Annotated in this window: 22 protein-coding genes; 11 read left to right on the top strand and 11 right to left on the bottom strand. The window is 68.4% G+C overall.

What is annotated here, in order from left to right:
• Positions 1 to 36 precede the first annotated feature (36 nt).
• The 4 genes from EV653_RS34540 to EV653_RS34525 all read left to right on the top strand — a co-directional run bounded on the left by EV653_RS34540 (position 37) and on the right by EV653_RS34525 (position 5,327).
• Positions 37 to 1,260, top strand: coding sequence for a PucR family transcriptional regulator (locus EV653_RS34540; protein WP_134109541.1), 1,224 nt, complete (start codon positions 37 to 39; stop codon positions 1,258 to 1,260).
• Positions 1,261 to 1,407: 147 nt separating this feature from the next.
• Entirely contained in the window at positions 1,408 to 3,732 is a 2,325-nt protein-coding gene (locus tag EV653_RS34535) for a molybdopterin cofactor-binding domain-containing protein (protein WP_238160656.1), read from the top strand.
• Positions 3,733 to 3,739: 7 nt separating this feature from the next.
• Entirely contained in the window at positions 3,740 to 4,222 is a 483-nt protein-coding gene (locus EV653_RS34530; RefSeq protein WP_134109538.1) for a (2Fe-2S)-binding protein, read from the top strand.
• Positions 4,215 to 5,327, top strand: a complete 1,113-nt coding sequence (locus EV653_RS34525) for an XdhC family protein (RefSeq protein ID WP_134109536.1) — start codon at positions 4,215 to 4,217, stop codon at positions 5,325 to 5,327. Before EV653_RS34530 ends, EV653_RS34525 begins: the two co-directional genes overlap by 8 nt.
• On the opposite strand, the gene qcrB is transcribed toward EV653_RS34525, so the two are convergent.
• From qcrB to rarD, 5 genes are all read right to left on the bottom strand, one after another.
• On the bottom strand, positions 5,286 to 6,686 hold the full coding sequence (gene qcrB / locus EV653_RS34520) for a cytochrome bc1 complex cytochrome b subunit (protein ID WP_238160655.1): 1,401 nt from the start codon (positions 6,684 to 6,686) through the stop codon (positions 5,286 to 5,288). The two genes, EV653_RS34525 and qcrB, sit on opposite strands and share 42 nt — an antisense overlap.
• Before the next feature lie 78 nt (positions 6,687 to 6,764).
• The gene (locus EV653_RS34515) at positions 6,765 to 8,279 is read right to left on the bottom strand and encodes a phospholipase D-like domain-containing protein (protein WP_134109532.1); all 1,515 of its coding nucleotides are present in this window, start codon (positions 8,277 to 8,279) and stop codon (positions 6,765 to 6,767) included.
• Between the two features lie 20 nt (positions 8,280 to 8,299).
• Positions 8,300 to 8,761 carry a cupin domain-containing protein gene (locus EV653_RS34510; protein ID WP_134109530.1) on the bottom strand — a complete coding sequence of 154 codons (462 nt, stop codon included), beginning with the start codon at positions 8,759 to 8,761 and terminating at the stop codon, positions 8,300 to 8,302.
• Between the two features lie 90 nt (positions 8,762 to 8,851).
• A complete protein-coding gene (locus tag EV653_RS34505) occupies positions 8,852 to 9,334 on the bottom strand; it encodes an RrF2 family transcriptional regulator (protein WP_134109528.1) in 483 nt (160 codons plus the stop codon).
• A 55-nt stretch (positions 9,335 to 9,389) separates the two neighbouring features.
• Entirely contained in the window at positions 9,390 to 10,307 is a 918-nt protein-coding gene (gene rarD, locus EV653_RS34500) for an EamA family transporter RarD (RefSeq protein ID WP_134109526.1), read from the bottom strand.
• A gap of 110 nt (positions 10,308 to 10,417) precedes the next feature.
• Between rarD and EV653_RS41825 the strand changes: the two genes are divergently transcribed.
• Positions 10,418 to 11,005, top strand: coding sequence for a hypothetical protein (locus tag EV653_RS41825; protein ID WP_202871975.1), 588 nt, complete (start codon positions 10,418 to 10,420; stop codon positions 11,003 to 11,005).
• Between the two features lie 63 nt (positions 11,006 to 11,068).
• Positions 11,069 to 11,821, top strand: coding sequence for a sugar phosphate isomerase/epimerase family protein (locus EV653_RS34490; RefSeq protein ID WP_134109524.1), 753 nt, complete (start codon positions 11,069 to 11,071; stop codon positions 11,819 to 11,821).
• On the opposite strand, the gene EV653_RS34485 is transcribed toward EV653_RS34490, so the two are convergent.
• Entirely contained in the window at positions 11,818 to 13,245 is a 1,428-nt protein-coding gene (locus EV653_RS34485; RefSeq protein ID WP_134109522.1) for a hypothetical protein, read from the bottom strand. The two genes, EV653_RS34490 and EV653_RS34485, sit on opposite strands and share 4 nt — an antisense overlap.
• Entirely contained in the window at positions 13,242 to 13,793 is a 552-nt protein-coding gene (locus EV653_RS34480; protein WP_238160654.1) for a SigE family RNA polymerase sigma factor, read from the bottom strand. Before EV653_RS34480 ends, EV653_RS34485 begins: the two co-directional genes overlap by 4 nt.
• Before the next feature lie 138 nt (positions 13,794 to 13,931).
• On the opposite strand from EV653_RS34480, the gene EV653_RS34475 reads away from it, so the two are divergent.
• Complete coding sequence (locus tag EV653_RS34475) at positions 13,932 to 14,672, top strand: D-Ala-D-Ala carboxypeptidase family metallohydrolase (RefSeq protein WP_134109520.1); 741 nt, start codon at positions 13,932 to 13,934, stop codon at positions 14,670 to 14,672.
• Here EV653_RS34475 and EV653_RS34470 read toward each other — a convergent pair.
• From EV653_RS34470 to EV653_RS34455, 4 genes are read right to left on the bottom strand one after another with little or no spacing between them, the layout of a single operon-like run.
• A complete protein-coding gene (locus EV653_RS34470; RefSeq protein ID WP_134109518.1) occupies positions 14,669 to 15,226 on the bottom strand; it encodes a DUF402 domain-containing protein in 558 nt (185 codons plus the stop codon). The genes EV653_RS34475 and EV653_RS34470 overlap by 4 nt on opposite strands.
• The gene (locus EV653_RS34465) at positions 15,223 to 16,470 is read right to left on the bottom strand and encodes a DUF445 domain-containing protein (protein WP_134109516.1); all 1,248 of its coding nucleotides are present in this window, start codon (positions 16,468 to 16,470) and stop codon (positions 15,223 to 15,225) included. Before EV653_RS34465 ends, EV653_RS34470 begins: the two co-directional genes overlap by 4 nt.
• A gap of 27 nt (positions 16,471 to 16,497) precedes the next feature.
• Positions 16,498 to 17,703: an MFS transporter gene (locus EV653_RS34460; protein ID WP_238160653.1), complete on the bottom strand. Its 1,206-nt coding sequence runs from the start codon at positions 17,701 to 17,703 to the stop codon at positions 16,498 to 16,500.
• Positions 17,693 to 18,709 carry a hypothetical protein gene (locus EV653_RS34455; protein ID WP_166679669.1) on the bottom strand — a complete coding sequence of 339 codons (1,017 nt, stop codon included), beginning with the start codon at positions 18,707 to 18,709 and terminating at the stop codon, positions 17,693 to 17,695. The genes EV653_RS34460 and EV653_RS34455 overlap by 11 nt, the downstream gene beginning before the upstream one ends.
• A gap of 163 nt (positions 18,710 to 18,872) precedes the next feature.
• Between EV653_RS34455 and EV653_RS34450 the strand changes: the two genes are divergently transcribed.
• The 4 genes from EV653_RS34450 to EV653_RS34435 are packed head-to-tail and all read left to right on the top strand — an operon-like array spanning position 18,873 to position 22,818.
• Positions 18,873 to 19,457 (top strand): TetR/AcrR family transcriptional regulator, encoded by a 585-nt coding sequence (locus EV653_RS34450; protein ID WP_166679668.1) that lies wholly within the window; start codon positions 18,873 to 18,875, stop codon positions 19,455 to 19,457.
• Positions 19,441 to 21,258: a nitrilase-related carbon-nitrogen hydrolase gene (locus EV653_RS42380; RefSeq protein ID WP_134109510.1), complete on the top strand. Its 1,818-nt coding sequence runs from the start codon at positions 19,441 to 19,443 to the stop codon at positions 21,256 to 21,258. The genes EV653_RS34450 and EV653_RS42380 overlap by 17 nt, the downstream gene beginning before the upstream one ends.
• Entirely contained in the window at positions 21,146 to 22,168 is a 1,023-nt protein-coding gene (locus EV653_RS34440; protein ID WP_238160651.1) for an alpha-hydroxy-acid oxidizing protein, read from the top strand. The genes EV653_RS42380 and EV653_RS34440 overlap by 113 nt, the downstream gene beginning before the upstream one ends.
• Positions 22,165 to 22,818: an HAD family hydrolase gene (locus EV653_RS34435; RefSeq protein WP_134109506.1), complete on the top strand. Its 654-nt coding sequence runs from the start codon at positions 22,165 to 22,167 to the stop codon at positions 22,816 to 22,818. The genes EV653_RS34440 and EV653_RS34435 overlap by 4 nt, the downstream gene beginning before the upstream one ends.
• The last annotated feature ends 47 nt before the right edge of the window (positions 22,819 to 22,865 follow it).

The following is a 22,865-nucleotide window of genomic DNA, read 5'->3' as shown; positions in this document are numbered from 1 at the left end:
TGCGGCACGGCGACTCTGTGCAATGCTGTGCCGACTATGAGTAGGACTACGGGTCAGGACGTCGTGCTGCCGGTGGCGACGCTGACTGTGGAGGCGCTCGCCGAGAGCGTGCTGCTTCATCTGCCGGCGTTGACCGATGCGCTGGTCGAGACCATTCACGAGCAGAATCCGGCGTACCTCGAGATGGGGTCGGTACCGCGGCAGGATCTGTGGCGTTCGTGTCATGACAACGTTGCCCGGGTCGTGCAGATGATTGCCGCGGGCGACAACCCGGGCGTTCACTACTTCGACGCCGCGCTCGCGACCGGGCGACGACGGGCCGAGCAGCGGATGCCGTTGGACGACGTCCTCAAGTCCTTCCGCCTCGGTGGCCGGCTGGTCTGGGAGGCGCTGATCGACGAGGCGCGCGCCCAGGGAATGGCCGAGTCCGAGGTCCTGCTGGACGTCGCCGGCAAGGTGTGGGAGGTCGTCGACCGTACGTCGTCGCAGGTCGCGGCCGCGTACCACGCCGCCGAGCGGTACCTCGTCCGCGCCGACGAGCAACGCAGATCGACGCTCTGGGAGGGTCTGCTGGAGGGCCGGGCGAATCGGGCGTTCGTCCAGGAGGCAGCGGCGGTCCTCGACCTTCCGGTCGACGGTCCCTACCTGGTGGTCGCGATCGACAACCTGATCGACGACGACTGTACGACGACCTCGTTCGGGCGCCGCCTCGCCGGTATCCGCGTCTGTTCCGCCTGGCAGGTGCGGCCGCAGACCGTCGTCGGCCTGCTTGCCCTGGGCACAGAATCGTCCGGCAAGGTGCTCGGCATTCTGCGCGAGGTCGTGGACGCGCCCGCCGGCTTGTCCGGCATCGTCTCCGGCCTGGCCGAGGTCGACGTCGCCTATCGGCAGGCGATGATGGCCCGCCGGACCCTGCCCGCCGGCCAGATCGAGGTCGCGGCGCTGGTCGAGCGGCTCCCTGAGGCGTTGTTGCTCAGCGCACCGGAGTTGGCCGAGCAACTCGTGCAGACCTGGCTGGTGCCGCTGATGACGGTGCCCGCGGCCGAACGTGAACTGCTGCTCCGCACCTTGGACAATTGGGTAGCGGCGGCCGGCTCGGTCCGCCGTACCGCCGAGCTCGCGCACTGTCACCGGAACACGGTGATCAACCGGCTGCACCGGATCCACCAGATCACCGGGCGTAACCTCACCGACGACGGCTTCCAGTTGGAGCTCGGACTCGCCCTGCGTGCCTTCAGACTGTTTCCGCCCTCCCCGTGACCGAACCGCGGCCTGTGCGTTGTGCACAGTGAAACCGTGTAAAACATGGGCATCGCGGCCATGCCGCCGGGTGATCGGCGGTGCCAGACTGCGTTCCCAGCATTGCTCGAGCGCAGAGGACCCCCCATGGCCGAACATCGTCGTTCGTTGGACCGACCAACCGATCAGCCGACCGGCGGACGCGGACTGCTGGGCCGCCGTCGCGTCCTCGGGTACCTGATCGCCGCGCCCACGCTCGCGGTCGGCGTGAGCTGGATCGCCAACGAATCCGACCCGCGCCCGGCCGATGCCGCCGTACCGTCGCTGCCGCAGCCGGTCGACATCTTCGACCTCGGTGACCTGCAGAACCTCGCGGCCGCGCCGACCTCCGGCCTGATCACGGTCGAGCTGAAGACCGACGGCACGGCGTTCTTCGCGGTGCCGCGGGCCGAGGTCGGGCAGGGCATCACCACCGCGTTCGCGATGATGGTCGCCGAAGAGCTGGACCTGCCGATGGACAAGGTCGAGATCGGCCTGGCGGACGCGCGGCCGGAGCTGCTGATGAACCAGCTGACCGGCGGGTCGAACTCGATGCGCAGCATGTACCTCCCGGTCCGGACCGCCGCCGCGATCGCTCGGCAGCGCCTGGTGGACACGGCCGCGGCGCACTGGGGCGTCGCTGCCGGCAAGGTGACGACGAAGGCCGGCGTGCTCAGCGGTCCGGGCGGCCGTACGGCGACGTACGGATCGTTGGCCGAGGCGGCCGCGAGCGCCACGACGATCACGGTGTCCGCGGAGCTGAAGTCTCCGTCGGAGTTCAGCGTTCTCGGCCGGCCGCGCAACCGCGTCGACGGCCACGACATCGTCACCGGTCGCAAGCAGTTCGCGATGGACCTGCAGGTCCCCGGCGCGAAGCCGACCATGGTGGCCCGGCCGCCGACGATCAACGGGACGCTGAAGTCGATCAACAACCTCGCCGCGCTGCGGGCGATGCCGGGCATCTCCGATGTCGTTGGCATCACCCACGGTGTCGCGATCAGGGGCGACACGTTCGGCCAGTGCATCGACGCCATCCAGAAGGTCGACGCGACCTGGGGACCGGGCACGGTGGACGACGAGTCCGACGCCACCGTGCTGGCGAAGCTGCGCGCGGCCCAGTTGCCGATGGCCGTGCCGCCGGTGCTGTCGCAGACGATCGACGCCGAGTTCGTCTTCGCGTTCGCCAGCAACAGCCCGCTCGAACCGGACTGCGCGATCGCGGACGTCCGGCCGGACAGCGCCGAGATCTGGTCCAGCCTCAAGGTGCCGATCGTGGCCCAGGAGGACATCGCCAAACAGCTCGGTCTGCCGATCGACGCGGTGAAGGTGCACGTGGTCCAGGGCGGCGGCTCGTTCGGCCGGCACCTGTTCCACGACGTCGCGGCCGAGGCGGCGGAGATCTCGCAGAAGATGGGCAAGCCGGTCAAGCTGTCCTGGTCGCGGACGGACAACTTCCGCCAGGGCCGCACGCACCCGATGAGCACGTCCAGGGTCCGGGTGAACTACCTGGCCGGCAACGTGCTCAGCTACGAGCAGCGGCACACCAGCGTGCAGACCGACTTCGGGCACGGCCTCGGCGAGATGATCACGGCCTTCGCCGCGGATCTGCCGGTGGGCGGCAACCTGTCGTTCGCGGAGACGATCTTCGAGCTGACCCAGTCGTCGCCGTACAACTTCGGCGTCACGACCCAGCTGCTCAACGAGGTCCCGCTGAAGTTCAACACCGGCAGCATGCGCAACATCTACTCGCCGAACGTGGTCTGCGCCGAGGAACTGGTGGTCGATCGGCTCGCCGCGAAGATGGGGCAGGACCCGGTCCGGTTCCGGCGGAACTTCCTCAAGGACAAGCGGCTGCTCGCCGTGCTGAACAAGGCGGCCGAGGTCGGCCAGTGGGGCAAGGCGATGCCGAAGGGTACGGCGCAGGGCGTCGGCGTGCACTCGGAGTACCGGGCCGCGGTCGCGACGCTGGTCGAGATCGACTGCCGGCCGGAGACGGTCGGCCGGCCGGTCGAAGGCGAGGCCGTGACCGGTCCGCGGGTCACCAAGGCGGTGATCGTCGTCGATCCCGGGTTCTGCATCAACCCGCGGGGTCTGGAGGCCCAGATGATCGGCGGGCTGCAGGACGCGATCGCGCTGGCGCTGACGTCGAGCCTGCACATCAAGGACGGCATCCCGCTCGAGGGCAGCTGGGACAACTACTTCTACACCCGCGAGTGGAACACGCCGCTGGACGTCGAGGTGGTGATCATGCCGAACACGAGCGACAGTCCCAGCGGTGCCGGTGAGCTCGCGGTGGCTCCGGCCTTCGCGGCCGTCGCGTGTGCCTATGCGCGGGCGACCGGCACGATGCCGACGTACTTCCCGATCAACCACGGCACGCTCGGCTTCAAGCCGCTGCCGGTGCAGCCGTCCACCCCGCAGTCGCCGACCGACGGCCTCGACCACACGTTCTGAGGAATCCATGCCAACGCACACGTTCAAGCTCAACGGCAAGCAGATCAGCGTCGACGCCGAGGACAACGTCCGGCTGCTGTGGGTCCTGCGCGACCTGCTCGGCGTCACCGGCCCGAAGTACGGCTGCGCGCTCGAGGTCTGCAAGTCGTGCACCTCGCACATCAACGGCAAGGCGTTCAACACGTGCTCGGTCCAGGTGAAGGACATCGGGCCGACCGACGAAGTCACCACGATCGAAGGGCTGCCGGCGACCGTCGGCAAGGATCTGCACCCGATGCAGGAGGCCTGGCTGAAGTACGACGTGGCGCAGTGCGGGTACTGCCAGCCCGGGCAGATCATGGCCGCGGTCGCGAAGGTCAAGCAGGCCCGGAAGGAGGGCCGCGACATCACCGACGCCGATCTCGACGAGCTGCGCAATATCTGCCGCTGCGGCACGTACTCCCGGATTCGCGAGGCGGTCAAGGCCGGCGCGGAGGACATGGGTGCGTGACGTCCTGCCCCAGGTGCGCCGCTGGTACGCCGAGGGTGAGCGGTTCGCACTCGCGACGGTGATCGACACGTTCCGATCGGCACCTCGCCAGCCGGGCGCGGCGATGGCCGTGTCCAGCGGCGGCGTGGCGGTCGGCAGCGTCTCCGGCGGCTGTGTCGAGTCGGACGTCTACGCGGTGGCACAGGAAGTCATCCGGACAGGCCGGCCCGAGGTACGCCGGTACGGCGTGTCCGACGACGACGTCTTCGCGATCGGTCTGACGTGTGGCGGTGTCGTCGAGGTTCTGGTCGAGCCCGTCGACGCGGTGACGTTCGCAGACTTCGCGACGGTGGCCGACGCGGTCGGCTCGGGGCGACCGGTAGCGGTCGCGACCGTCGTCACGCCGGGAGAAGGCCTGGGGCGGCGCATCGTCGTCGAGGCGGACTCGGTCAGCGGCAGCCTGGGCGATCCTGGCCTGGACGCGGCCGTGACCGAGGATGCGGTAGCCATGCTCGACACCGGCTCGAGTGCGATCCGCGAGTACGGCGCTCAGGGTCAATGCCGGCGTACGGACGTGGCGGTGTTCGTGCAGGCTCTTGCGCCACCGCCACGGATGTTCGTGTTCGGCGCGATCGACTTCGCGGCCGCGGTCGCCCGGGTCGGCAAGTTCCTCGGCTATCACGTGACGGTGTGCGATGCCCGCGGCGTGTTCGCGACGCGGCTGCGGTTCCCCGACGCGGACGAGGTCGTGGTCGATTGGCCGCACCGGTTCCTCGCCGGTCAACTCGACGCCATCGACAGCCGGACGGCAATCTGCGTGCTGACGCATGATCCGAAGTTCGACGTGCCGCTGCTGGAGTTGGCTCTACGCACGGACGCCGGCTACGTCGGCGCGATGGGCTCGCGGCGTACCCACGAGGATCGCCTGTCCCGGTTGCGGGCCGCGGGTCTGACCGAGGACGAGTTGGCCCGGTTGTTGTCGCCGACCGGGCTCGATCTCGGCGCGCGCACTCCCGAGGAGACGGCGATCTCGATCGCTGCCGAGATCATCGCGAAGCGCAGCGCCGCCAGCGCCCGGCCGCTGTCAACGACCACCGGTCGCATCCACGCGGCTGCCCTCGGATGACGTGAGCTGAGGCTTGGCCGGACCGTGCTCTTCGACGTACCCGCCGCTGGGAAGCCGGAGGACCCGGCCGGTCTCGATACCGTTCGCCGCGACCTCGGCATCGTGCAGCTGCAGGCCGAGGCAGAGGCGGCGGGTGATGCTGAAGGCGATCGGTGGGCCGAGGATCAGTAGTGCCTGGAAGAGGTGGATCAGCGCATTCACCGAGAGGTGGAACTGGACGGCCATCGTGTCCGCGCCGGCCGCGGCCCAGAGGGTGCCGTAGAAGACGACTCCGGCCACGCCGATACCGGTGCGGATCGGGTTGCTGCGGGGTCGTTCGAGGAGGTTGTGCTCCCGCCGGTCGCGGGTCACACGCTCCTCGATGAACGGGTAGATGCCGACGAGCGCGAGGAACAGCGTGCAGATCGCGACCGGGAGCAGGATCGCGAAGCTGATGGTCTTGCCCCACCAGACGGCCTCCCACCCAGGCGCCAGCCGCAGCGCGCCGTCGAGGAAGGCGAGGTACCACGCCGGACCGACTCCGGCCGAGGTGTTCGCCGGATCGGCTGGACCGAACAGCCAGACAGGGTTGATGGTGGCCAGCGAGGCCATCAGGGTCAGTACTCCGACCACGAAGCAGAACAGGCCCGCGCCCTTGACCACGGCGACCTTCGCCGGACTTCCGACCACGTTGTCCTCGGTACGCCCGGGGCCGGCGAACTGCGCCGGCTTGTTCTTCAGCGAGAGGATCCCGCTGACGACGAAGAGCACAACGAGAAGTGCAGGTAGCACGATGATGTGCAGCGGGTAGAACCGTGCGATCACATCGCCCGGGAAGTCCCCTCCGAACAGCAGCGCCGACAGTTGCGTCCCCACGAACGGAGTCGCCTGCAGCACCCCGTCCAGTACGGCGAGACTCGTGCCGGACGCCATGTCGTCCGGGAGCGACGTACCGGTGAGGCAGGCGCCCAGCGTGATGATCAGCAGTCCGAAGACGACCAGCCAGTTCAGCCGCCGCGGCCGGCGGAACGCCGCGGTGAAGAACAGCCGCAACAGGTGCAGCAGGATCGCCGCCACCATGATCAGTGCGCCCCAATGGTGCATCTGGCGGATCAGCAGGCCGCCACGCATCTCGAAGCTGATCGCCATCGTCGAGTCCAGCGCCCGCGACATCTGTACGCCGTGGAGCGGTGCGTAGGGACCGTCGTACACAACGTGTTGGACCGACGGCTGGTACGGGACCATCAGCACAAGGCCGGTCAGCGTCACCACAACGAAGCTGTAGAAGGCGATCTGGGCGAAGAGCAGCGACCAGTGATCAGGGAACACTCTCGCTCGCAGGTTGCGCAGATTGCGCAGATTGTTCACGGGACCCGGCACGATTCGGCCCTCCTCGGTCATACATACGACCCCGCAGCGACCGAGATTGTGACGCCGAGTGTCAGACCTCACATGGCGCTAGAAGGTGTTCCGGCGGCGGGCCGCGCGCGGGCGGCCGTCGGGATCGTAGAGGTGGTCGGCGAGCCAGCCGGCCCACAGCGACTCGAACCGGCCGAGGGGCTGCGGGTGGTGGGCGCGGATCCGTCCGGCGGGCCGTGGCCCACGGCGACCGTCGGCGTACCATCCGTCGAGGGCCGCGGCGGTGGCCTGCCACTGCTTGAAACCGGAGTGTGGGTCGAGCTCGGGCGAAGCGGTGCCGAGGTGCTCGGACCAGAGCTGGTGCCGCAGCGAGCCGGCGAGTTCAGGTGAGTCGATCGCGCACGTCAGTTCGCTGTCGTTGGTCCACGACCGCCGGTTGAAGTTGTCCGATCCGCAGGTCATCCAGGCGTCGTCGACGATGCAGACCTTCGCGTGGACGTAGATCGGTACGCCGTTCTCGTTCTCCAGGTCGTAGACGGCGACCCGGTCGGAGTCCAGCCGGCGGAGCGCCTCCAGTTGGGCGTGCCGTGCGGGTGGCCCGCTGACGCGGCCGTCCTGGTCCGGGTACCGCGGGACGACCGCGATGATGTGCAGGTCCGGCGAGCGTTCCAGTGCTGCGTGCAGGCTCTCGGTCACCGCCGCCGACCAGAGGTACTGGTCCTCGATGTAGATCAGCCGCTGTGCCCGGCTGAACGCCTTCCGATAGGCGCGCGCGATGCTGTATTCACCGTGTGGAGCGAACGGGAACCCGGGGTGCTTGTGTGCGTACGTCCGCAGCACCTGGACGGCATGCGGTCCGGCCGGCGGCGGATCCGGGAACGCCTCGGGCAGGTCGCCAGGGTGGCGCGGCATCCGGGCCAGCCGCTGCACCACCATCCGGTACGGCGTTCGCCGGTCCAGCGGATGCGGATCGTCCCAGCGCTCGACGAAGGTACGCAGCAGATCCCCGACCACGGGCCCACGGATCTCGAGGGTCAGATCGTGCCAGGGTGCCCGGTCGCCGTACCGCGGATCCATCGGCGCTGTCTGCGGGTCACCCAGGTGGCGTTCGTCATCGCGCCGGCCGTGGCACAAGTCGATACCGCCGACGAATGCGATGTCGGCGGCCGGATCGTCGCGATGCCGGATCACGAAGAGCTTCTGGTGGTGCGACGCGAGCCGGCGTACCCGTTGGTCCAGCAGCACCTCACCGCCGGCCTCGTTGAGCTCGGCGCCGAGGTGCTGGTTCTCCTGGGCGTTGAAGCTGAGGTGGTCGGAGTGCGAGCGCCACAGCAGCGCACGGACCTCCACTCCGGAGCTGGCGAGATCGCACAGTACTTCGCCGATCGTCGGACCGTCGTCGTACAGCTTCTCGTCGGGATCGCCGCGCCAGTCGGTGAAGTAGACGCGATCGCCGGGCTGCAGCTTGCACAGCTCGTCGTACAGGCGTCGGAAGTACGTCGCCCCGTGGACCAGCGGCCGGACGAGGTTCCCTTCGGACCAGGCACCGTCGGAGTCGATGTCTGTCCCCGGGTTTCCACGCTCGGCCGCCGTCAGGAACCAGTCATGCGCCATGGTTCCCTGTGCCCATCAGCTCAGGACTGACGCGCCTGCCAGGCCGGGCTCTCCACGTAGTGGTTGTCGTACAGGTCGCTGGTCTCCGCGACCTCCGTCCAACTCGTCTCTCCCCGGTAGGCGCCTTCGAGCAGCCGGTAGTAGCCGAAGCGGGGCTTGGCCTGGGTGAGGACGAAGAGGACCTCGGCCGGCTCGTCGCCGGCGGCCTCGAAGGCGTGCGGGGTGTTCGGCGGGACGAGCAGGAAGTCGCCCTGGTCGAGGACGTCCAGGTTGTCGCCGGTGAGAACGCGGAGCGAGCCCTTCAGTACGAAGAACAGCTCGGCGGCCTCGCGGTGCAGGTGCGGGGGAGCGCCTTCCTTGCCTGGCTGGAAGATCGAGCGGTGGCTGGTCAGGTGGCCGCTGGTGTCGGGCACGTCGGCCAGCAGCGTGACACCGCTCGCGGACAGGACTTCGGCTTCCTCGGCGCGGATCAGAACAGTCATGACAGGTTCTCCTTTTAGTTGCTGAGGGCACGTTTGGTTGAGGACATTTGACGTCCAGAATTAGCTTCTGCGGAAGTGCGGCGGACGACGTCAGGATTTGAGGTTCGCGAACCGGTTCCGGGTGTCGTCGGGAGCGGCCGGGGTGCGGCGGACGACCTCGTCGGCGATGTCCGCGATCGACCTGCTCGCCAGCTCGCGGCGATAGGTCAGCTCGGCGCCGCGCATGGCCTGTGAGATCACGCAGATCTTGGTGTAGTCGGCTCGCGCATCGGCGCCTGGACCCTCCTTGAGGATCTCCGTGCAGCGGAACGCGTCGTCTGGTCCGTCAATCGCGACGACGATGTCGAGCAGGCTGATGTTGCGCGGGTCGCGGGCCAGCTGGAAGCCGCCCTTCGGACCCGAGACCGAGGTGAGGATGCCGGCCCGGGTGAGCGCCTGGAGCTGCTTGTTCAGGTACGCCGTGGGCAGGTTGTAGAACGCCGCGAGCCGCTTGGCGGTCACCGCCTCACCGGCCGCCCAGCTGAGATTCACACAGCTGTGCATCGCCCATTCGACCCCCTCGTTCATCTTCATAACCTGGATACTAAATGTCCTGAATACAGGGCGTCAAGCAGGTTCGGGGTGCCCGTCAGACGGCGGAGGCGGTGAGTGCGGCGCGTTCGAGGGCGAGGGTGCGGCGGCGTGTGTGCATGCTGTCGAAGGTGAACAGGGCCAGGGCTACCCAGACCAGGCCGAAGCCTGCCCAGCGCATCGGTGTCATCTGTTCGTGGAAGATCAGCAGGCCGCAGATGAACTGCATGATCGGGGCGATGTAGTTCAGCAACCCGAGGGTCGTCATCGAGACGCGGGTGGCCGCGGCGCCGAAGAGCAGCAGGGGTACGGCGGTGATCGGGCCGGTGAGCAGGACGAGGACGAGGTACGCCGTGCCGTGGTGCGTGACCGTCGCGTGGCCTTGCAGTCCGAGGACGACGATGGCCGCGAGCGCCAGGGGTGCGACTGTGCCGGACTCGACGGCCATGCCCTCGATCGCGCCGGCGTCGGCCTGCTTCTTCGCCAGGCCGTAGCACCCGAACGAGAGGGTCAGGATGATCGCCACCCACGGCGGCTTCCCGTTCTCGATCGCAAGCCCGAGGACGGCCACGAAGGCGATCCCCAGCGCGGTCCACTGCATCGGCCGCAGTCGTTCCTTCAGGACGAAGACGCCGAGCAGGACGGTGAACAGCGGGGTGATGAAGTACCCGAGCGAGGTCTCCACGACATGCCCGTGGCCGACGGCCCAGATGTAGGTGCCCCAGTTCACCGAGATCAGGAACGCCGCGGCGATCAACGGCCAGCGCCGGCGTGGTTCCGCGAGTAGCGCCTTCACCCGGCCGAACTTCCGCAGTACGGCGACCAGGATCGCGATCGTGATCAGCGACCAGACGATGCGGTGAGCGAGCAGCTCGACCGCGCCGGAGTGGTCGAGAAGCTTCCAGTACAGCGGGAAGAGGCCCCAGATCAGGTAGGCGGTGAACCCGTAGGTGAATCCTCTTCGCTGTTCCGGCACGGCGTCAGCGTAAGCCCGTCCGACAGCCGCATCCAACTACTTTGCTCATGACGTGAGACGCCCGGCCGCTAGTCTGTCCGGCGACCTGCCACAACCACAGGAGGTAACCGATGCCGTCCCGACGTGAACTGCTCGACGCGCTGGTCGACGACGTGACGCGAACCACGCTCCGATCGGCGGGCCTGGGTCCGGAGGATCGCGTTCTGGCCCGGCAACGGATTCAGCAGGCCATCGAGCAGACGGCGGTGCGCGCGCATCACGACGTACTGGCTATGACGCACGGTGACAGTCATGGGCCCGAGGCGGATCGGTTCGGCGCGCACATGGACTCTAGGCACCGGGAACAGGGCGGCCCTGATCCTGCCCTCCGGGACACGCCGGCCGGGAAGCTGGCTGCTGACCTGGTGGCGTCCGACGACCGGTCGAGCGGCTTCCATCCGTTGCTGACCCAGCGTGCCGAGGACTACATCGCGCACGAGGTCACTGTTGCCGCGGAGGCGGCGGCGAAGAAGGTGCCCGGCGGCCCGTCCCAGGTGCCGGCTGCCGGCGTCGGTGCCGCGGCCGGTGCTGCCGCCGGTGCTGCCGCCGCGGCTGGTGCTGCTGCTGGTCCGGTCGCTGCCACGGCTGCCGTCGCCAAAGCGGGAGCGGCGGGGACCAGATCAGGTCAGCCGCACCGGCGTGGACCGTCCATCGGGTGATGCGGGGCGTGGTCGGGCTGGTGCGATGGGGTTGGATGGTGGGGTGAACACCAGGAGGCGCGCGTGGGTGTGAGGACCGGTCTGGTCTCGGTGACGTTCCGGCAGTTGCCGGTCGACCAGGTGGTGGAGGTAGCGGCGAAGTCCGGGCTCGCGGCGATCGAGTGGGGCGGTGACGTGCATGTCCCGCTCGGCAACCTCGTCAACGCCAAGCGGGTGCGGAACCTGACCGAGGTCCACGGCCTGCAGGTCGCGGCGTACGGCTCCTATCTCCGGGCCGGCAACGTGGACCGGGAGGAGATGCGCTCCGCGGTCGCCACCGCCGAGGCGCTCGGCGCACCCCGGATCCGGGTCTGGGCCGGCAACGTCGGTACGGCGGATGCGGGCGTCGGCGACCGGATGGCCGTGACCCGCGGACTGGGCGAACTGGCCGACATGGCCGCCGGTGCGGGCATCGAGATCGCGATGGAGTTCCACCGGAACACGCTCACCGACGAGGTCGACTCGACGATCACGCTGCTGCTCGACGTCGGCGCTCCGAACCTCAAGACGTACTGGCAGCCGCCGGTCGATCTGGACGACGCCCAGTGCCTCCAGCAACTGGAGGCACTGATGCCGTGGCTGAGCACGGTCCACGTCTTCTCCTGGTGGCCGTCCAACAACCGGCTGCCCCTCGCGGCCCGCGAGTCCCTCTGGCGCCCGGTCCTCGACCGCCTCGCCGCCGAACCCCGCGAGATCAACGCCCTCCTCGAGTTCGTCGCCGACGACTCCCCAGAACAATTCTCCAAGGACGCCGCCGACCTCCACAGCTGGGTCTAGACGGGCAGGTAGATCGCGAGGATCAGCTTGCCCTTCGTCGGTACGCCGCCGGTGACGGTAAGGCTGGCGGTGCCCGCCGGGCCGGCCGGGCGCGGATCACGGGCGATTCCCAGTGACCCGCCCGAGCCCGCGGCGGCACCGATCCCGCTCTCCGACTTGCCGACCCGCAGGATGCCCTCGATCTGACCGGATACGCCCAGCGGCGGACTGCCGTAGGCGATCACGTACGGCGTGTCTGCGGGGGTGACCATCGACATCGTCTTGCTCGGCCCTGGGGCTGTGCGGACGTCGGCGAGCTTATAGTCGTACCCGCCGCTCTCGATCCGCTCGGGCAGGAAGACCCCGTCGACCAGGTGCTGGTTGCCCTCGAAGTAGACGCCTAACCCCAACCGGGCATCCGGGGGTGCTGCCGGACCCCCTTGATGCGACGGGACGATCTGCGCGACCACGTCGACGCGCTGCCCGGCCGGCACCGGTGAAGCGATCGTCATGCTGCTGCCGGTCCCGGCATCGGTCGAGCTCGCCTCGCAGGTCGAGCTGTACGGCGCGCCCGGCCCGACCCGGATCGAGACCGAATACGGCCGGTCGGCGGAATCGTAGCCCGCGTTCGCCGTACAGAAGTCGTGCAGGACCAGGCGGTTGCCGGTCGCGGTGAAGCTGAACCGCACCTCGGTCCGCCCCGGGTCGGCGACCTGCGCCGCGGCCAGGGTGTCGCCGCCGATCCTCGACCGGTAGACCACCCCGTACCTGCTATAGGCGTCGGGGTCGGCCGGGACCGTCCGGGTCGGGGGACCTTCGGAAGGCTTCGTCCCGGTGGAGTAGATGCCCACCGCCAGCTGGGCGTTCTTCGCGTCCGGCCGGCGGGTCTGCAGGTCGATCACCTCGGCCGTGACCTGCGCCGGTTTGCCGACTGGTGAGGTCAACCAGAGGGCGTCGTCCGGCCGGATCTCGGCGCTGGCGCCCAGGTTCCAGGTACCCGGGCCGCCGTCGCAGCCGGCATCGCCGACGTACCAGCCGTTGATCTTGAAGCGGACCCCGTACATGCCGCCGACGGCGCTGCAGTCGGCGCGGAGCGTGACCGACGTCGTCTGCGGGGTCCAGGTGAACGACAATTCGTCCTGGCCGCGGTCGCCGATCCATGCCTTGAGCAACTTGTCGTCGCCGACCGTGCCGGGGACCGTCATGCCATTCCTGGAGTAGTCGTGCGGGGTGTCGTCAGCCGGGTCGGGCGGCGTGGACCGCAGGCTGGGGACGAGGCCGGCGCCGATCGCTGCGACGACGGCGGCGACGCCGAGCGCGGTGAACGTACGGCGGCGACGGGTGGCACGGATCTTGTTCTTGACGCCCGGGAGCAGGTCGGCCGGGTGCTCGTCGGCGATGGTGGCGCGGGTCGCGAGCTCGTCGCGCAGGTCTTGGAGGTTCATCGCGGGGTCTCCCGGTCTGCCGTCGTACCGGCGGTCAGCGCGGGGTCGACGCGGAGTTTGGCGAGGGCTTTGGAGGTCTGGGACTTCACGGTGCCGACCGTGCTGCCCATCAGGCGGGCGGTCTCGGCTTCGGTGAGGTCCTCGTAGAAGCGCAGGACCACGACGGCGCGTTGGCGGCGTGGGAGACGGCCGATCGCGTCCCAGAGGTCGAGCCCGTCCTCGTCATGCGGTGTGGGGGATTCGGGCAGCTCCTCGGTCGGGATCTCGCCGTTCCAGCGGCGGCGCCACCAGGAGGAGTACGTCGTGACGAGGATCCGCCGGACGTACGGCTCGGGGTTGTCCTCGCGGATCCGCGACCAGTGGAACCAGGCCTTGGCCAGCGCGGTCTGGACGAGGTCCTCGGCCAGCGCGTGGTCCCGAGTCAACAGGTAGGCGGTCCGCAACAAGCTCTGCGAGCGCCCCGCCACGAAGACGTCGAAGCCCCCGGCACCGTCGTCGGCCCGCACCCGCGTCACCCCCGTTGTGACTACGCCATCGTCAATGCTCACATGTCGATGGACCAGTCGGCCCACCCGAATGGTTGCCCCGGCGAATGGTCGGAAAGTTTCGCTGAGCACTGGCCAATCGGTGGATTGTGCCGGAATGCTGGGGTGCGACAGGTTCCTTCACCGCCCCGGAGGTGTCCGATGTCCATCACGTTCCCGCGACTGCTCGCCGTACTGATGCTGTTTGCGGCAACCCTCACCGCGTCGCAGGTCGTCGCCACGACGGTCGCGCACGCCGACGGTTGCTATACCTGGGGTCGCACGCTCAGCCAGGGGATGAACGGCGAGGATGTGCGGCAGTTGCAGATCCGCGTCGCCGGCTATCCCGGGTACGGCGGTCATCTCGCAACCGACGGCGATTTCGGGCCGGCCACGAAGGCCGCGGTGCAGCGCTTCCAGTCGGCGTACGGGCTGGGTGCCGATGGGGTTGCCGGGCCGGCGACGTTCAGCAAGATCTATGCGCTGCAGGACGATGACTGCACGCCGATCCACTTCACGTACGCCGAGTTGGACGACGGCTGTGGCGGATCCGGGTACGACGGCGGTCCGCTGTCGGAGGCGGCGACCAAGGCCAACGCGCTGCAGACGATGTGGCAACTGGAAGCGCTTCGGCACGCGCTAGGCGACCAGCCGCTCAACATCTCGAGCGGCTTCCGCAGCATCCCGTGCAACAACTCGGTCGGCGGAGCGAGCAACAGCCAGCACCTGTACGGCCGCTCCGCCGATCTCACCGGCGTCCACTCCTTCTGCACGATGGCGAAGGAAGCCCGCAACCACGGCTTCGGCGGCATCTTCGGCCCCGGCTACCCCGACCACAACGACCACACCCACGTAGACATCCGTACGACGAACTCGTGGAGTGCGCCCAACTGCGGCATCTAGTCCAGGGGGCGATCTCCGAAGTCGGTGAGCGGCGGTAGCTTTAGTTCTATCGCCGCTGCCAAGCGATCCCAGCCGACTCGGCCGAAGGGCTCTACGGCTGCCTCGAAATGATGCTCCAGCGTGTGGGCAGCGTTTTCGGTTGCCTTGCGTTCGGCGTCGGTGATCAGGCCGGTTGCGTGGGCGGCGGCCAGTTCGTCCCAGTCCTCGGTGCCGATGGTGCCGTCGGGCTTGCGGAAGGGATCCAGCTCGAGGTCGTCGAAGGTCCACTCCGATCCGATGAGGGTCGGTTGGGTGCTCACGTCGACGTGCAGTAGTCCGCTCTGTCGGAAGTAGGCGAACCACCAGCCGTCGTGCGGTGAGAGCTGGACGCAATGCTCGCCCGGACCACCGGGACCGAGTTGGGCCACCTCGCAGATCTCGCCGTTGTCGGCGCGGTAGTGCGAGTGTGCCGGGGTGTAGAACCACGTGCCGAACTCGTCCGTGGCCAGCGGGTACGCCGACCAGAGCCCTGACCCAGAAGGCCGTTTGCGTTTGCGGATGTACGTCGGCTTCACAGCAGCTGGCTCAGGGTGTGGATGAGGAGGCCGACGAGCGCGCCGACCACGGTGCCGTTGATGCGGATGAACTGGAGGTCGCGCCCGACGTGGAGCTCGATCCGCGCGGACGCCTCGCGGCCGTCCCAGCGTTCGATCGTGTCGGAGATGACGGACACGATCTCGGCGCCGTACGTGCGTACGACGTACCCGACGGCCTCGACGGCGCGGGCGTCGACGCGGGTGCGGAGCGTTTCGTCGTCCTGGAGCCGGCTGCCCAGATCACGGATTGCCTTGATCGCGCGCGTCCGCAGCGTGCTGTCCGGGTCGTTGATCGAGTCGATGAGCGCCGTACGCATCGCGTCCCAGACCGCAGTCAGGCTCGAGGCCATGTCGGGATGCGTCAGCATCCGCGTCTTCCACGTCTCGAACCGTTCCATCGTGTCGGGGTCGTGCTGCAGATCGTCGGCCAACTGCGCGAGCAGCCGGTCGACAGCCCGTCGCGCCGGATGCGCCTGGTTGTCGCGTACGTCGGCCAGCCACGCCAGCGCCTCGCGGTGGATCCGGTCGATCACCAGCCGGTCCACCCACTGCGGCGACCAGCGCGGCGCCCGCGGCCCGACCACGTCCGCGACCAGCTCCCGGTTGCTCGCCAGCCAGTCGTACGCCTCGACCATCAGCAGGTCGAACAGTGCGTGATGCGCGCCGTCCTCGACCACGGACTGGACGAAATGGCCCGCGATCGGGCTCAACGGTTCCTTCACGAACCGCGGCAGCAACGTCCCTCGCACGAACGCCGACACATCCTCGTCGCCGATCTGCGGCAGCGCCGCCCCGATCGTCCGCGCACCTTCCGCCACGATCCGCTCGGCGTGTGTGCCGTCCGCGAGCCATTCACCGACGCGGCGGCTCACCTGCGCCGTACGCATCTTCTCCGCGACGACTTCCTCGGACAGGAAGTTCTCGGTGACGAACTGCTCGAGGCTCTCGGCCAGGCTGTTCTTCCGGGTCGGCACGATCGCGGTGTGCGGAATCGGTAGGCCGAGCGGGTGCCGGAACAGCGCAGTGACCGCGAACCAGTCCGCCAGCGCACCCACCATCGCCGCCTCGGATGCCGCGTTCAGGTACGCCCAGCCGCCGCTGAGGTGAAGCGTCGCCACATAGATCACCGCCGCGAGCAGCAGCAGCGCCAACGCCACGGACCGCATCCGCCGCAGCCCACGCCGCCGTACCTGATCGGCCGCGCTCAGGGTCATCGTCGCCATACCCCGATTCAACCAAGTGGGCGGTGATCAGCAGGTCAGGCAAGCACCTGATTTGTCCCTCGACGTTCCATCAGACCGGAAATCAAGGCGAGCAGCAGGCCCGCGACAGCGAGTGCGGCACCCAGCCGGCTCGGCCATTCGTAGCCGTAGCCGGCCGCGAGGACGACGCCGCCGAGCCAGGCGCCGAGTGCGTTTGGCGATGTTCAACGTGGAGTGGTTGAGCGACGCGGCCAATGACTGGCCCTCGTGCGCGACGTCCATCAGGCGGGTCTGCAGTGCCGGTACGAGGATGCTCGCCGAGCACCCCATCGCGAACACCGCGATCAGCGCGCCGGGTCGCGTCTGCGCTAGCCAGCCGAACGTTCCGAGTACGACGGCCACCGCGGCCAGTCCGCCGTACACACTGCCCATCAGTGACCGGTCCGCGAGCCGCCCGCCGACGACAGTCCCGACCGTCATGCCCACGCCGTACACGGCCAGCACGATCGTCACCGCGGACTCCGAGAAGCCGGCCAGTTCCGTCATCGTCGGGGTGATGTACGAGTACGTCGCGAACATGCCGCCGAAGCCGACCATGCCGACCAGCAGGGCCATCCACACCTGCGGTCGGGCCAGCGCGCTGAGCTCGCTCCGGACGTTCACGTCGCTGCCGACCGGTTGCGCCGGCACCCATAGCCACACTGCAACTAGTGTCAGCGTCCCTAGTACGCCGACCGCGAGGAACGGCACCTGCCATCCGAGCCGCTGACCGAGCAACGTCGTCAGCGGTACGCCGATGATGTTCGCGACCGGCAACCCGACCATCGTCATCGACACCGCCCGTGCACGCCGCTCAGGCGCCACCATCGATGCGCCGACGACCGCGCCGATCCCGAAGAACGCTCCGTGCGGTACGCCGGACAGGAACCGGGCCGCCATCAGGAACTCGTAGCTCGAGGCAACGGCCGACAGCACGTTGCCGAGCACGAACACCGCGACCAGCCCGAGCAGCAACCGCTTCCGCCCGGTCCGCGCGCCGAACGCCGCGATCAGCGGAGCGCCGACCACGACCCCCAGCGCGTACGCCGAGATGACATGGCCGGCCGTCGGGATCGAGATGTGTACGCCGTCCGCGATCTGTGGCAGCAGCCCCATCGTGACGAACTCGGTGGTCCCGATCGCGAAACCACCGGTCGCCAGCGCGAACAACGCCAGGCTGACGTGCCGCGTGCTACGGCGTGTGTCAGGAGTCACCGAACTTGTCACACGTGATTGTCGCAGAGATCAGCAGGGCCACCGCCAACAGGGCGAAGACCGCGTTCCCGATCAGGTCGGTGCTGCGCGGGGCGTCGAAGACCGGCGTCTCCGGGAACGCGTGCCACGCGTAGGTGAGCAGCGCGCCGCCCGCGGCGGCCAGCGTGTGCAGCCGGGTCCAGCCGGTCCGTCGGGACCCGGTGACGATGACGAAGACCGTGAGTACCTCGATCGCCAGCAGCAGGATCGCCTCGAGCCAGCCGTTCTTGATCTGGTCGTTGACGACCATCCAACCGGAGCCGAGCACCAGGGTGACCACCCCGATGATCCACGCGGACGGAACGCTTCCCGCCGTCGGAACGCTTCCCGCCGTACGGCCATGTGTCCGGCGGCCGATCCACACGGCCAGGGCGACCAGGACGACGATCGCGATGCCGACTCCGATGTTCTGGCCGGTCGACGCACGGAACGAGTCCTTGGTGTAGCCGAACGCGGTTGTCGCGGCGATGCCGGCGAGGAAGAGCATGCCGTACACCCACAGGCCGATCTTGCCGAGCCACGGCTCGCGGGGACGGCGGGAGACCGACTCCATCAGGACGATCGGGACGGTGATGCTCCACACCGTGTGCAGGCCGAGGACGAACACGGTCCACGGCGCGCCCATGCCCAGTGCGGAGATGTGGCCGGGGTCGAGCAGGCGCAGGTCGGCGTAGTTCGGGTTGAACAGCGACTGGGTGGTGATGCCTTCCTCGATCACGCCGTACGCGAGGGCGAGGACGATCACGCTGGGGTAGCCCCAGCCCTGCCGACGGACCAGCTCGCGGATCAGGACCGCGCCGCCGCCGTACAGCGGAGCCAGGGTCAGGATCGCGTAGAACGCGCTGATCGGGATGTTCCCGAGCAGGAACTCCGCGACCAGGGGCGACAAGAAGAACAGGCCGAGGGCGGGCAGGCTTCGCCTCACGCCGCTGTGCTGGGGCGCGGTCACCACGTTCGTGTTCGTCATGTCCACAACTGTCGTGGTCGCGAGGCGATCGGGTGGATGCGATCCGTCCGAATCCTGTGCTGACGGACGTCCGGCCCTTGGCCTGACGGATGTCATGGCTCAGGGTTCAGTCAGGGTAATTCTGCCTATACGGCGTATAGGGAATGTGTATTTAATGGTCGTCATGAGCGACGTGACGACGAAGGACCGCATCACCGCCGCGGCGACCTACCTGCTGACCAAGCACGGCGCGGCCGGCGTCTCGATGCGGAAGGTGGCGGCCGCGGTCGGGATCACGCCGATGGCGATCTACCAGTACTTCCCGGATCGGGAGACGCTGCTGAACGCGATCGCGGACGCGGCGTTCGTCGAGCTGGTACGCCGCTGGGAGTCGGCGGAGCGTCCTTCGCAGGCGGACGACTTGCTGCGGGAGATGCTGATCGACCACGTCGACTTCGCGCTCGAGCATCCCCGGCTCTACGACTACATGTTCACCGAGCGCCGCGACCAGGCGCGCAAGTTCCCCGCGGACTTCCGCGCCCGCAAGTCGCCCACGCTCAACCTCGTCGCCGACGCGATCATCGCTGGCGTCGACCAGGAGCTCTTCCGCGCCGACACAGACATCTGGGAAACCAGCCTGATGTTCGCCGCCCTACTCCACGGCCTGATCCAACTCCACCACGGCGACCGCATCGGCATGCCGGAACAAGCCTTCCGAGCCCTCTGCCTACGCCTGGGCGAAAGGATGATCAATGAACTACGAACCTGAACACCCCGCCGGCCCTCGCCGGCCCCCGGCCGGCTCGAGCCGGCTAGCAGGCATAGACAGCGCCGAATCGGCGGGAGCGCAGGGCGCGGGCAGCGCCGGATCGACGGGAGGGCGGGGCGTGGGCAGCGCCGGGATGGCGGGTGTGCGGGGTGGGTTGGGTGGAGTGCGGGGTGGAGTGCGGGGTGGGGTGGTTGGTGCGCTGGCGGCTGTTGCTACTGGGGCGTTGTTGTACCTGGGGTCTGGACTGCATGCCGTCCCGGCGCTTACCTGGCTTGCGCCGATTCCGGTGTTTCTGGTGGCGGTTCGGGTTCGGGCTGGTGTTGCGGGGGTGGCTGCTTTTGTGGGGTGGGTTCTGGGGCTTTCGAATCTTGTGGGTTATCTGTTGAGTGATCTCGGGTTGCCGGTGGTGGCCTTGGGGTTTCTGGTGGCGTTGGCGGGTGTGTTTGCTGGGACTGTGTTGGTTTTCAGGGGACTTGTGGTGCGGGGGCATCCGGTGGTGGCGGCGTTTGCGGCGCCGGCGTTGTGGGCTGGGCTTGATTACTTGATTGCTTCGTTCTCGCCGCACGGTGCGTTTACGAGTCTGGCGTATACCCAGGTTGAAGTTGTCCCCATCAACCAGATCGTGTCGTTGACCGGACCGTGGGGGCTCAGCTTTCTGCTGTTGTTCCCAGCTGCGGTGATTGCCTCGCGCAGGCTCGCCCTGGTCGGTTTGCTCGCGATTGTTGCCGCCGGCACCTGTGCGTACGGCGTGGTCCGTCTACAGGGCACACCACAGAGCGAGCCCGTGAAGATCGCCGTACTCTCCGCACAAGGAGCAGACAACGCGGGATGGCCGAACGCTGCCGGACCGCAGATCATCGACCGCTACCGCCCGATGATCACCGACGCCGCCCGGCCCGGCGCGAAGATCGTCCTGCTGCCGGAGAAGATCGTCGACGTCCGGACAACGGACCTGCCGCAGCTCTCCCAGCAATTCCAAACGCTTGCCACGAGCAACAAGATCGAGCTTGTCGTCGGGCTCATGGTGCTCGGCGAAGGGGACCACAACCGCGCTCTGATGTTCCACCCCGACGGCGCCGCGCCCACGTCGTACGACAAGCACCACCTGATCCCGGGCATCGAGCCGTATACGCCGGGCGACCGACTCGCGACGTACGACACCTGGGGACTGATGATCTGCAAGGACCTGGACTTCCCGGCGCTGGCTCGGCAGTACGGCGAGCTCGACACCTCGCTCCTGCTCGTCCCCGCGCTCGACTTCATCAACGACGGCTGGCTGCACAGCCGGATGGCGCTGCTGCGCGGTATCGAGAACGGCATCCCGATCGCCCGCGACGGCAGCCAGGGCCGCCTCACCCTGACCGACGCGAACGGCCGTATCGTCGCCGAAACCACCGCCCCCGCCAACGCACCGGCCGTCCTGATCGGCGAACTCCGACCGGGTCGCGATCACACGCTCTACACCGCCTGGGGTGACTGGTTCGCCTGGTTGTGCGCCCTGGTGGCGCTGGCCGGGCTGCTGTTGTTGAGGTCCCGCGGCGGGCGTGAAAACATCCGGCATGGCCAACTTCGGGGACTACCAGTTGCAGATCTACCTGCAGGGGATGTTGCAGGGGACGAAGCCGGAGATCACGACCGACCTGGCCCGGCTGGAGTCGCAGGCGGCCGGGAAGCTCCCGCTGGAGGCGATGGGGTACATCGTGCCGAGCGCGGGCGGCGGAGCGACCGCGCGGGCCAACCAAGCGGCGTTCGACCGCTGGCGGCTGGCGCCCCGGATGCTCCGCGGCAGCACCGAACGTGACCTGTCCTGCACCATCCTCGGTACGGCGATGCCCGCGCCGGTCCTGATCGCACCGATCGGGGTCCAGACCCTCGCACACCCCGACGGCGAACTGGCCACGGCACGAGCCGCCGACACCCTCGGTCTGACCTACACACACTCGACCCAGGCGAGCCACGCGATCGAGCAGATCGAGGCGAGCAACAAGTGGTTCCAGCTGTACTACCCGACCGACCGCGACGTCTGCCTCAGCTTCCTGCAGCGCGCCAAGGCCGCCGGGTACGGCGTACTCGTCGTCACGCTGGACACCGGGACGATCGGGTGGCGGCCGGCCGATCTGGATCGCGGGTTCCTCCCGTTCCTGAAGGGGGAGGGGCTCGCGAACTACTTCAGCGACCCGGTCTTCCAGTCCAAGCTGGCCAAGCCGATCGAGGAGGATCCCGGCGCGGCGGTGATGCTCTGGGCACAGATCTTCCCGAACGTGGGGCTGGCCTGGGACGACCTGTCGTTCCTGCGCGATAACTGGGACGGCCCGATCGTCCTGAAGGGCATCACCGCGGTCGAGGACGCCAAACTCGCAGCCGAGCACGGCGTCGACGGCATCGTCGTCTCGAACCACGGCGGCCGCCAGGTCGACGGCGCGGTCGCGTCGCTGGATGCGCTGCCCGCGATTGCGGACGCGGTCGGCGAGCAACTGACAGTCCTGTTCGACTCCGGCGTACGCACCGGCTCGGACGCGGCGAAGGCGCTTGCCCTGGGCGCCAAGGCCGTCCTGCTGGGTCGCCCATTGCTGTACGGCCTCGCCCTGGCTGGGCAGGCCGGCGTCGAGCATGTACTGCGGTGCTTCCTGGCCGAGCTCGACCTGACGCTGGCGTTGTCCGGGCACGCGAATCACCGCGAGCTCAACCGCGACTCGGTGGTCCGCGCGTGAAGGCAGTCATCTTCGACCTTGACAACACCCTGTTCGACCACACCGGCTCCGCCGAACGGTCGCTGCGCAGCTGGGTGACCGCTCTCGGGCTCACGCCGACGGACGAGCTGGTTGCGCAATGGTTCGTGATCGAGGACGAGCAGTACCCGCGCTGGCTGTCCGGGGAGCTCACCCATCAGGGCCAGCGCCGCGCTCGGCTCCGTGCCTTCCTCCCCCTGCTCGACCGCCCGGTCCCGGCGACGGAGGCCGGGTTGGACAAGGTGTTCGAGGGCTACCTGACGCAGTACCGGAACAACTGGATCGCTTTCCCGGACGCGCGTCCCGCGCTAGAAGTTGCTCGGGGCAACGGTTTGCGGATCGGCGTGCTGACCAACGGGAACACGGTGCAGCAGAACGCCAAGCTGGCCGCGATCGGCCTCGCCGACCTGGTCGACGTGGTCTGCACCTCGGAGGCACTCGGTTTCAGCAAACCAGCTCCGGAGGCCTACCTGCGCACCTGCGAGGCGTTGGGAGCCGATCCGTCGGACGTCCTGATGATCGGCGACAACCTCGAACTGGATGTGCTCGGCGCACAGGCAGCCGGCCTGTCCGCGAGGCACCTGGATCGCACCACGGGCCAGACTCTGCCGGACCTGCTCCGGCTCGTGTAATCTCTGCGACAGAGGCTTGACTCTCTGAAGTGAACACTACGAGAGCG

Source organism: Kribbella pratensis (assembly GCF_004365355.1).
In the GTDB taxonomy this organism is placed as follows: domain Bacteria; phylum Actinomycetota; class Actinomycetes; order Propionibacteriales; family Kribbellaceae; genus Kribbella.
Note: the sequence above shows the minus strand (reverse complement) of the source record. Positions and strands in the feature narration are given on the sequence as shown.

Excerpts from the sequence above, each read along its gene's own strand:
- EV653_RS34540 (WP_134109541.1), top strand. The coding sequence starts at position 37 with ATGAGTAGGACTACGGGTCAGGACGTCGTGCTGCCGGTGGCGACGCTG.
- EV653_RS34530 (WP_134109538.1), top strand. The coding sequence starts at position 3,740 with ATGCCAACGCACACGTTCAAGCTCAACGGCAAGCAGATCAGCGTCGAC.
- EV653_RS34515 (WP_134109532.1), bottom strand. The coding sequence starts at position 8,279 with ATGGCGCATGACTGGTTCCTGACGGCGGCCGAGCGTGGAAACCCGGGG.
- EV653_RS34510 (WP_134109530.1), bottom strand. The coding sequence starts at position 8,761 with ATGACTGTTCTGATCCGCGCCGAGGAAGCCGAAGTCCTGTCCGCGAGC.
- EV653_RS34505 (WP_134109528.1), bottom strand. The coding sequence starts at position 9,334 with ATGAAGATGAACGAGGGGGTCGAATGGGCGATGCACAGCTGTGTGAAT.
- EV653_RS41825 (WP_202871975.1), top strand. The coding sequence starts at position 10,418 with ATGCCGTCCCGACGTGAACTGCTCGACGCGCTGGTCGACGACGTGACG.
- EV653_RS34485 (WP_134109522.1), bottom strand. The coding sequence starts at position 13,245 with ATGAACCTCCAAGACCTGCGCGACGAGCTCGCGACCCGCGCCACCATC.
- EV653_RS34475 (WP_134109520.1), top strand. The coding sequence starts at position 13,932 with ATGTCCATCACGTTCCCGCGACTGCTCGCCGTACTGATGCTGTTTGCG.
- EV653_RS34465 (WP_134109516.1), bottom strand. The coding sequence starts at position 16,470 with ATGGCGACGATGACCCTGAGCGCGGCCGATCAGGTACGGCGGCGTGGG.
- EV653_RS34455 (WP_166679669.1), bottom strand. The coding sequence starts at position 18,709 with ATGACGAACACGAACGTGGTGACCGCGCCCCAGCACAGCGGCGTGAGG.
- EV653_RS34450 (WP_166679668.1), top strand. The coding sequence starts at position 18,873 with ATGAGCGACGTGACGACGAAGGACCGCATCACCGCCGCGGCGACCTAC.
- EV653_RS42380 (WP_134109510.1), top strand. The coding sequence starts at position 19,441 with ATGAACTACGAACCTGAACACCCCGCCGGCCCTCGCCGGCCCCCGGCC.
- EV653_RS34440 (WP_238160651.1), top strand. The coding sequence starts at position 21,146 with ATGGGGTACATCGTGCCGAGCGCGGGCGGCGGAGCGACCGCGCGGGCC.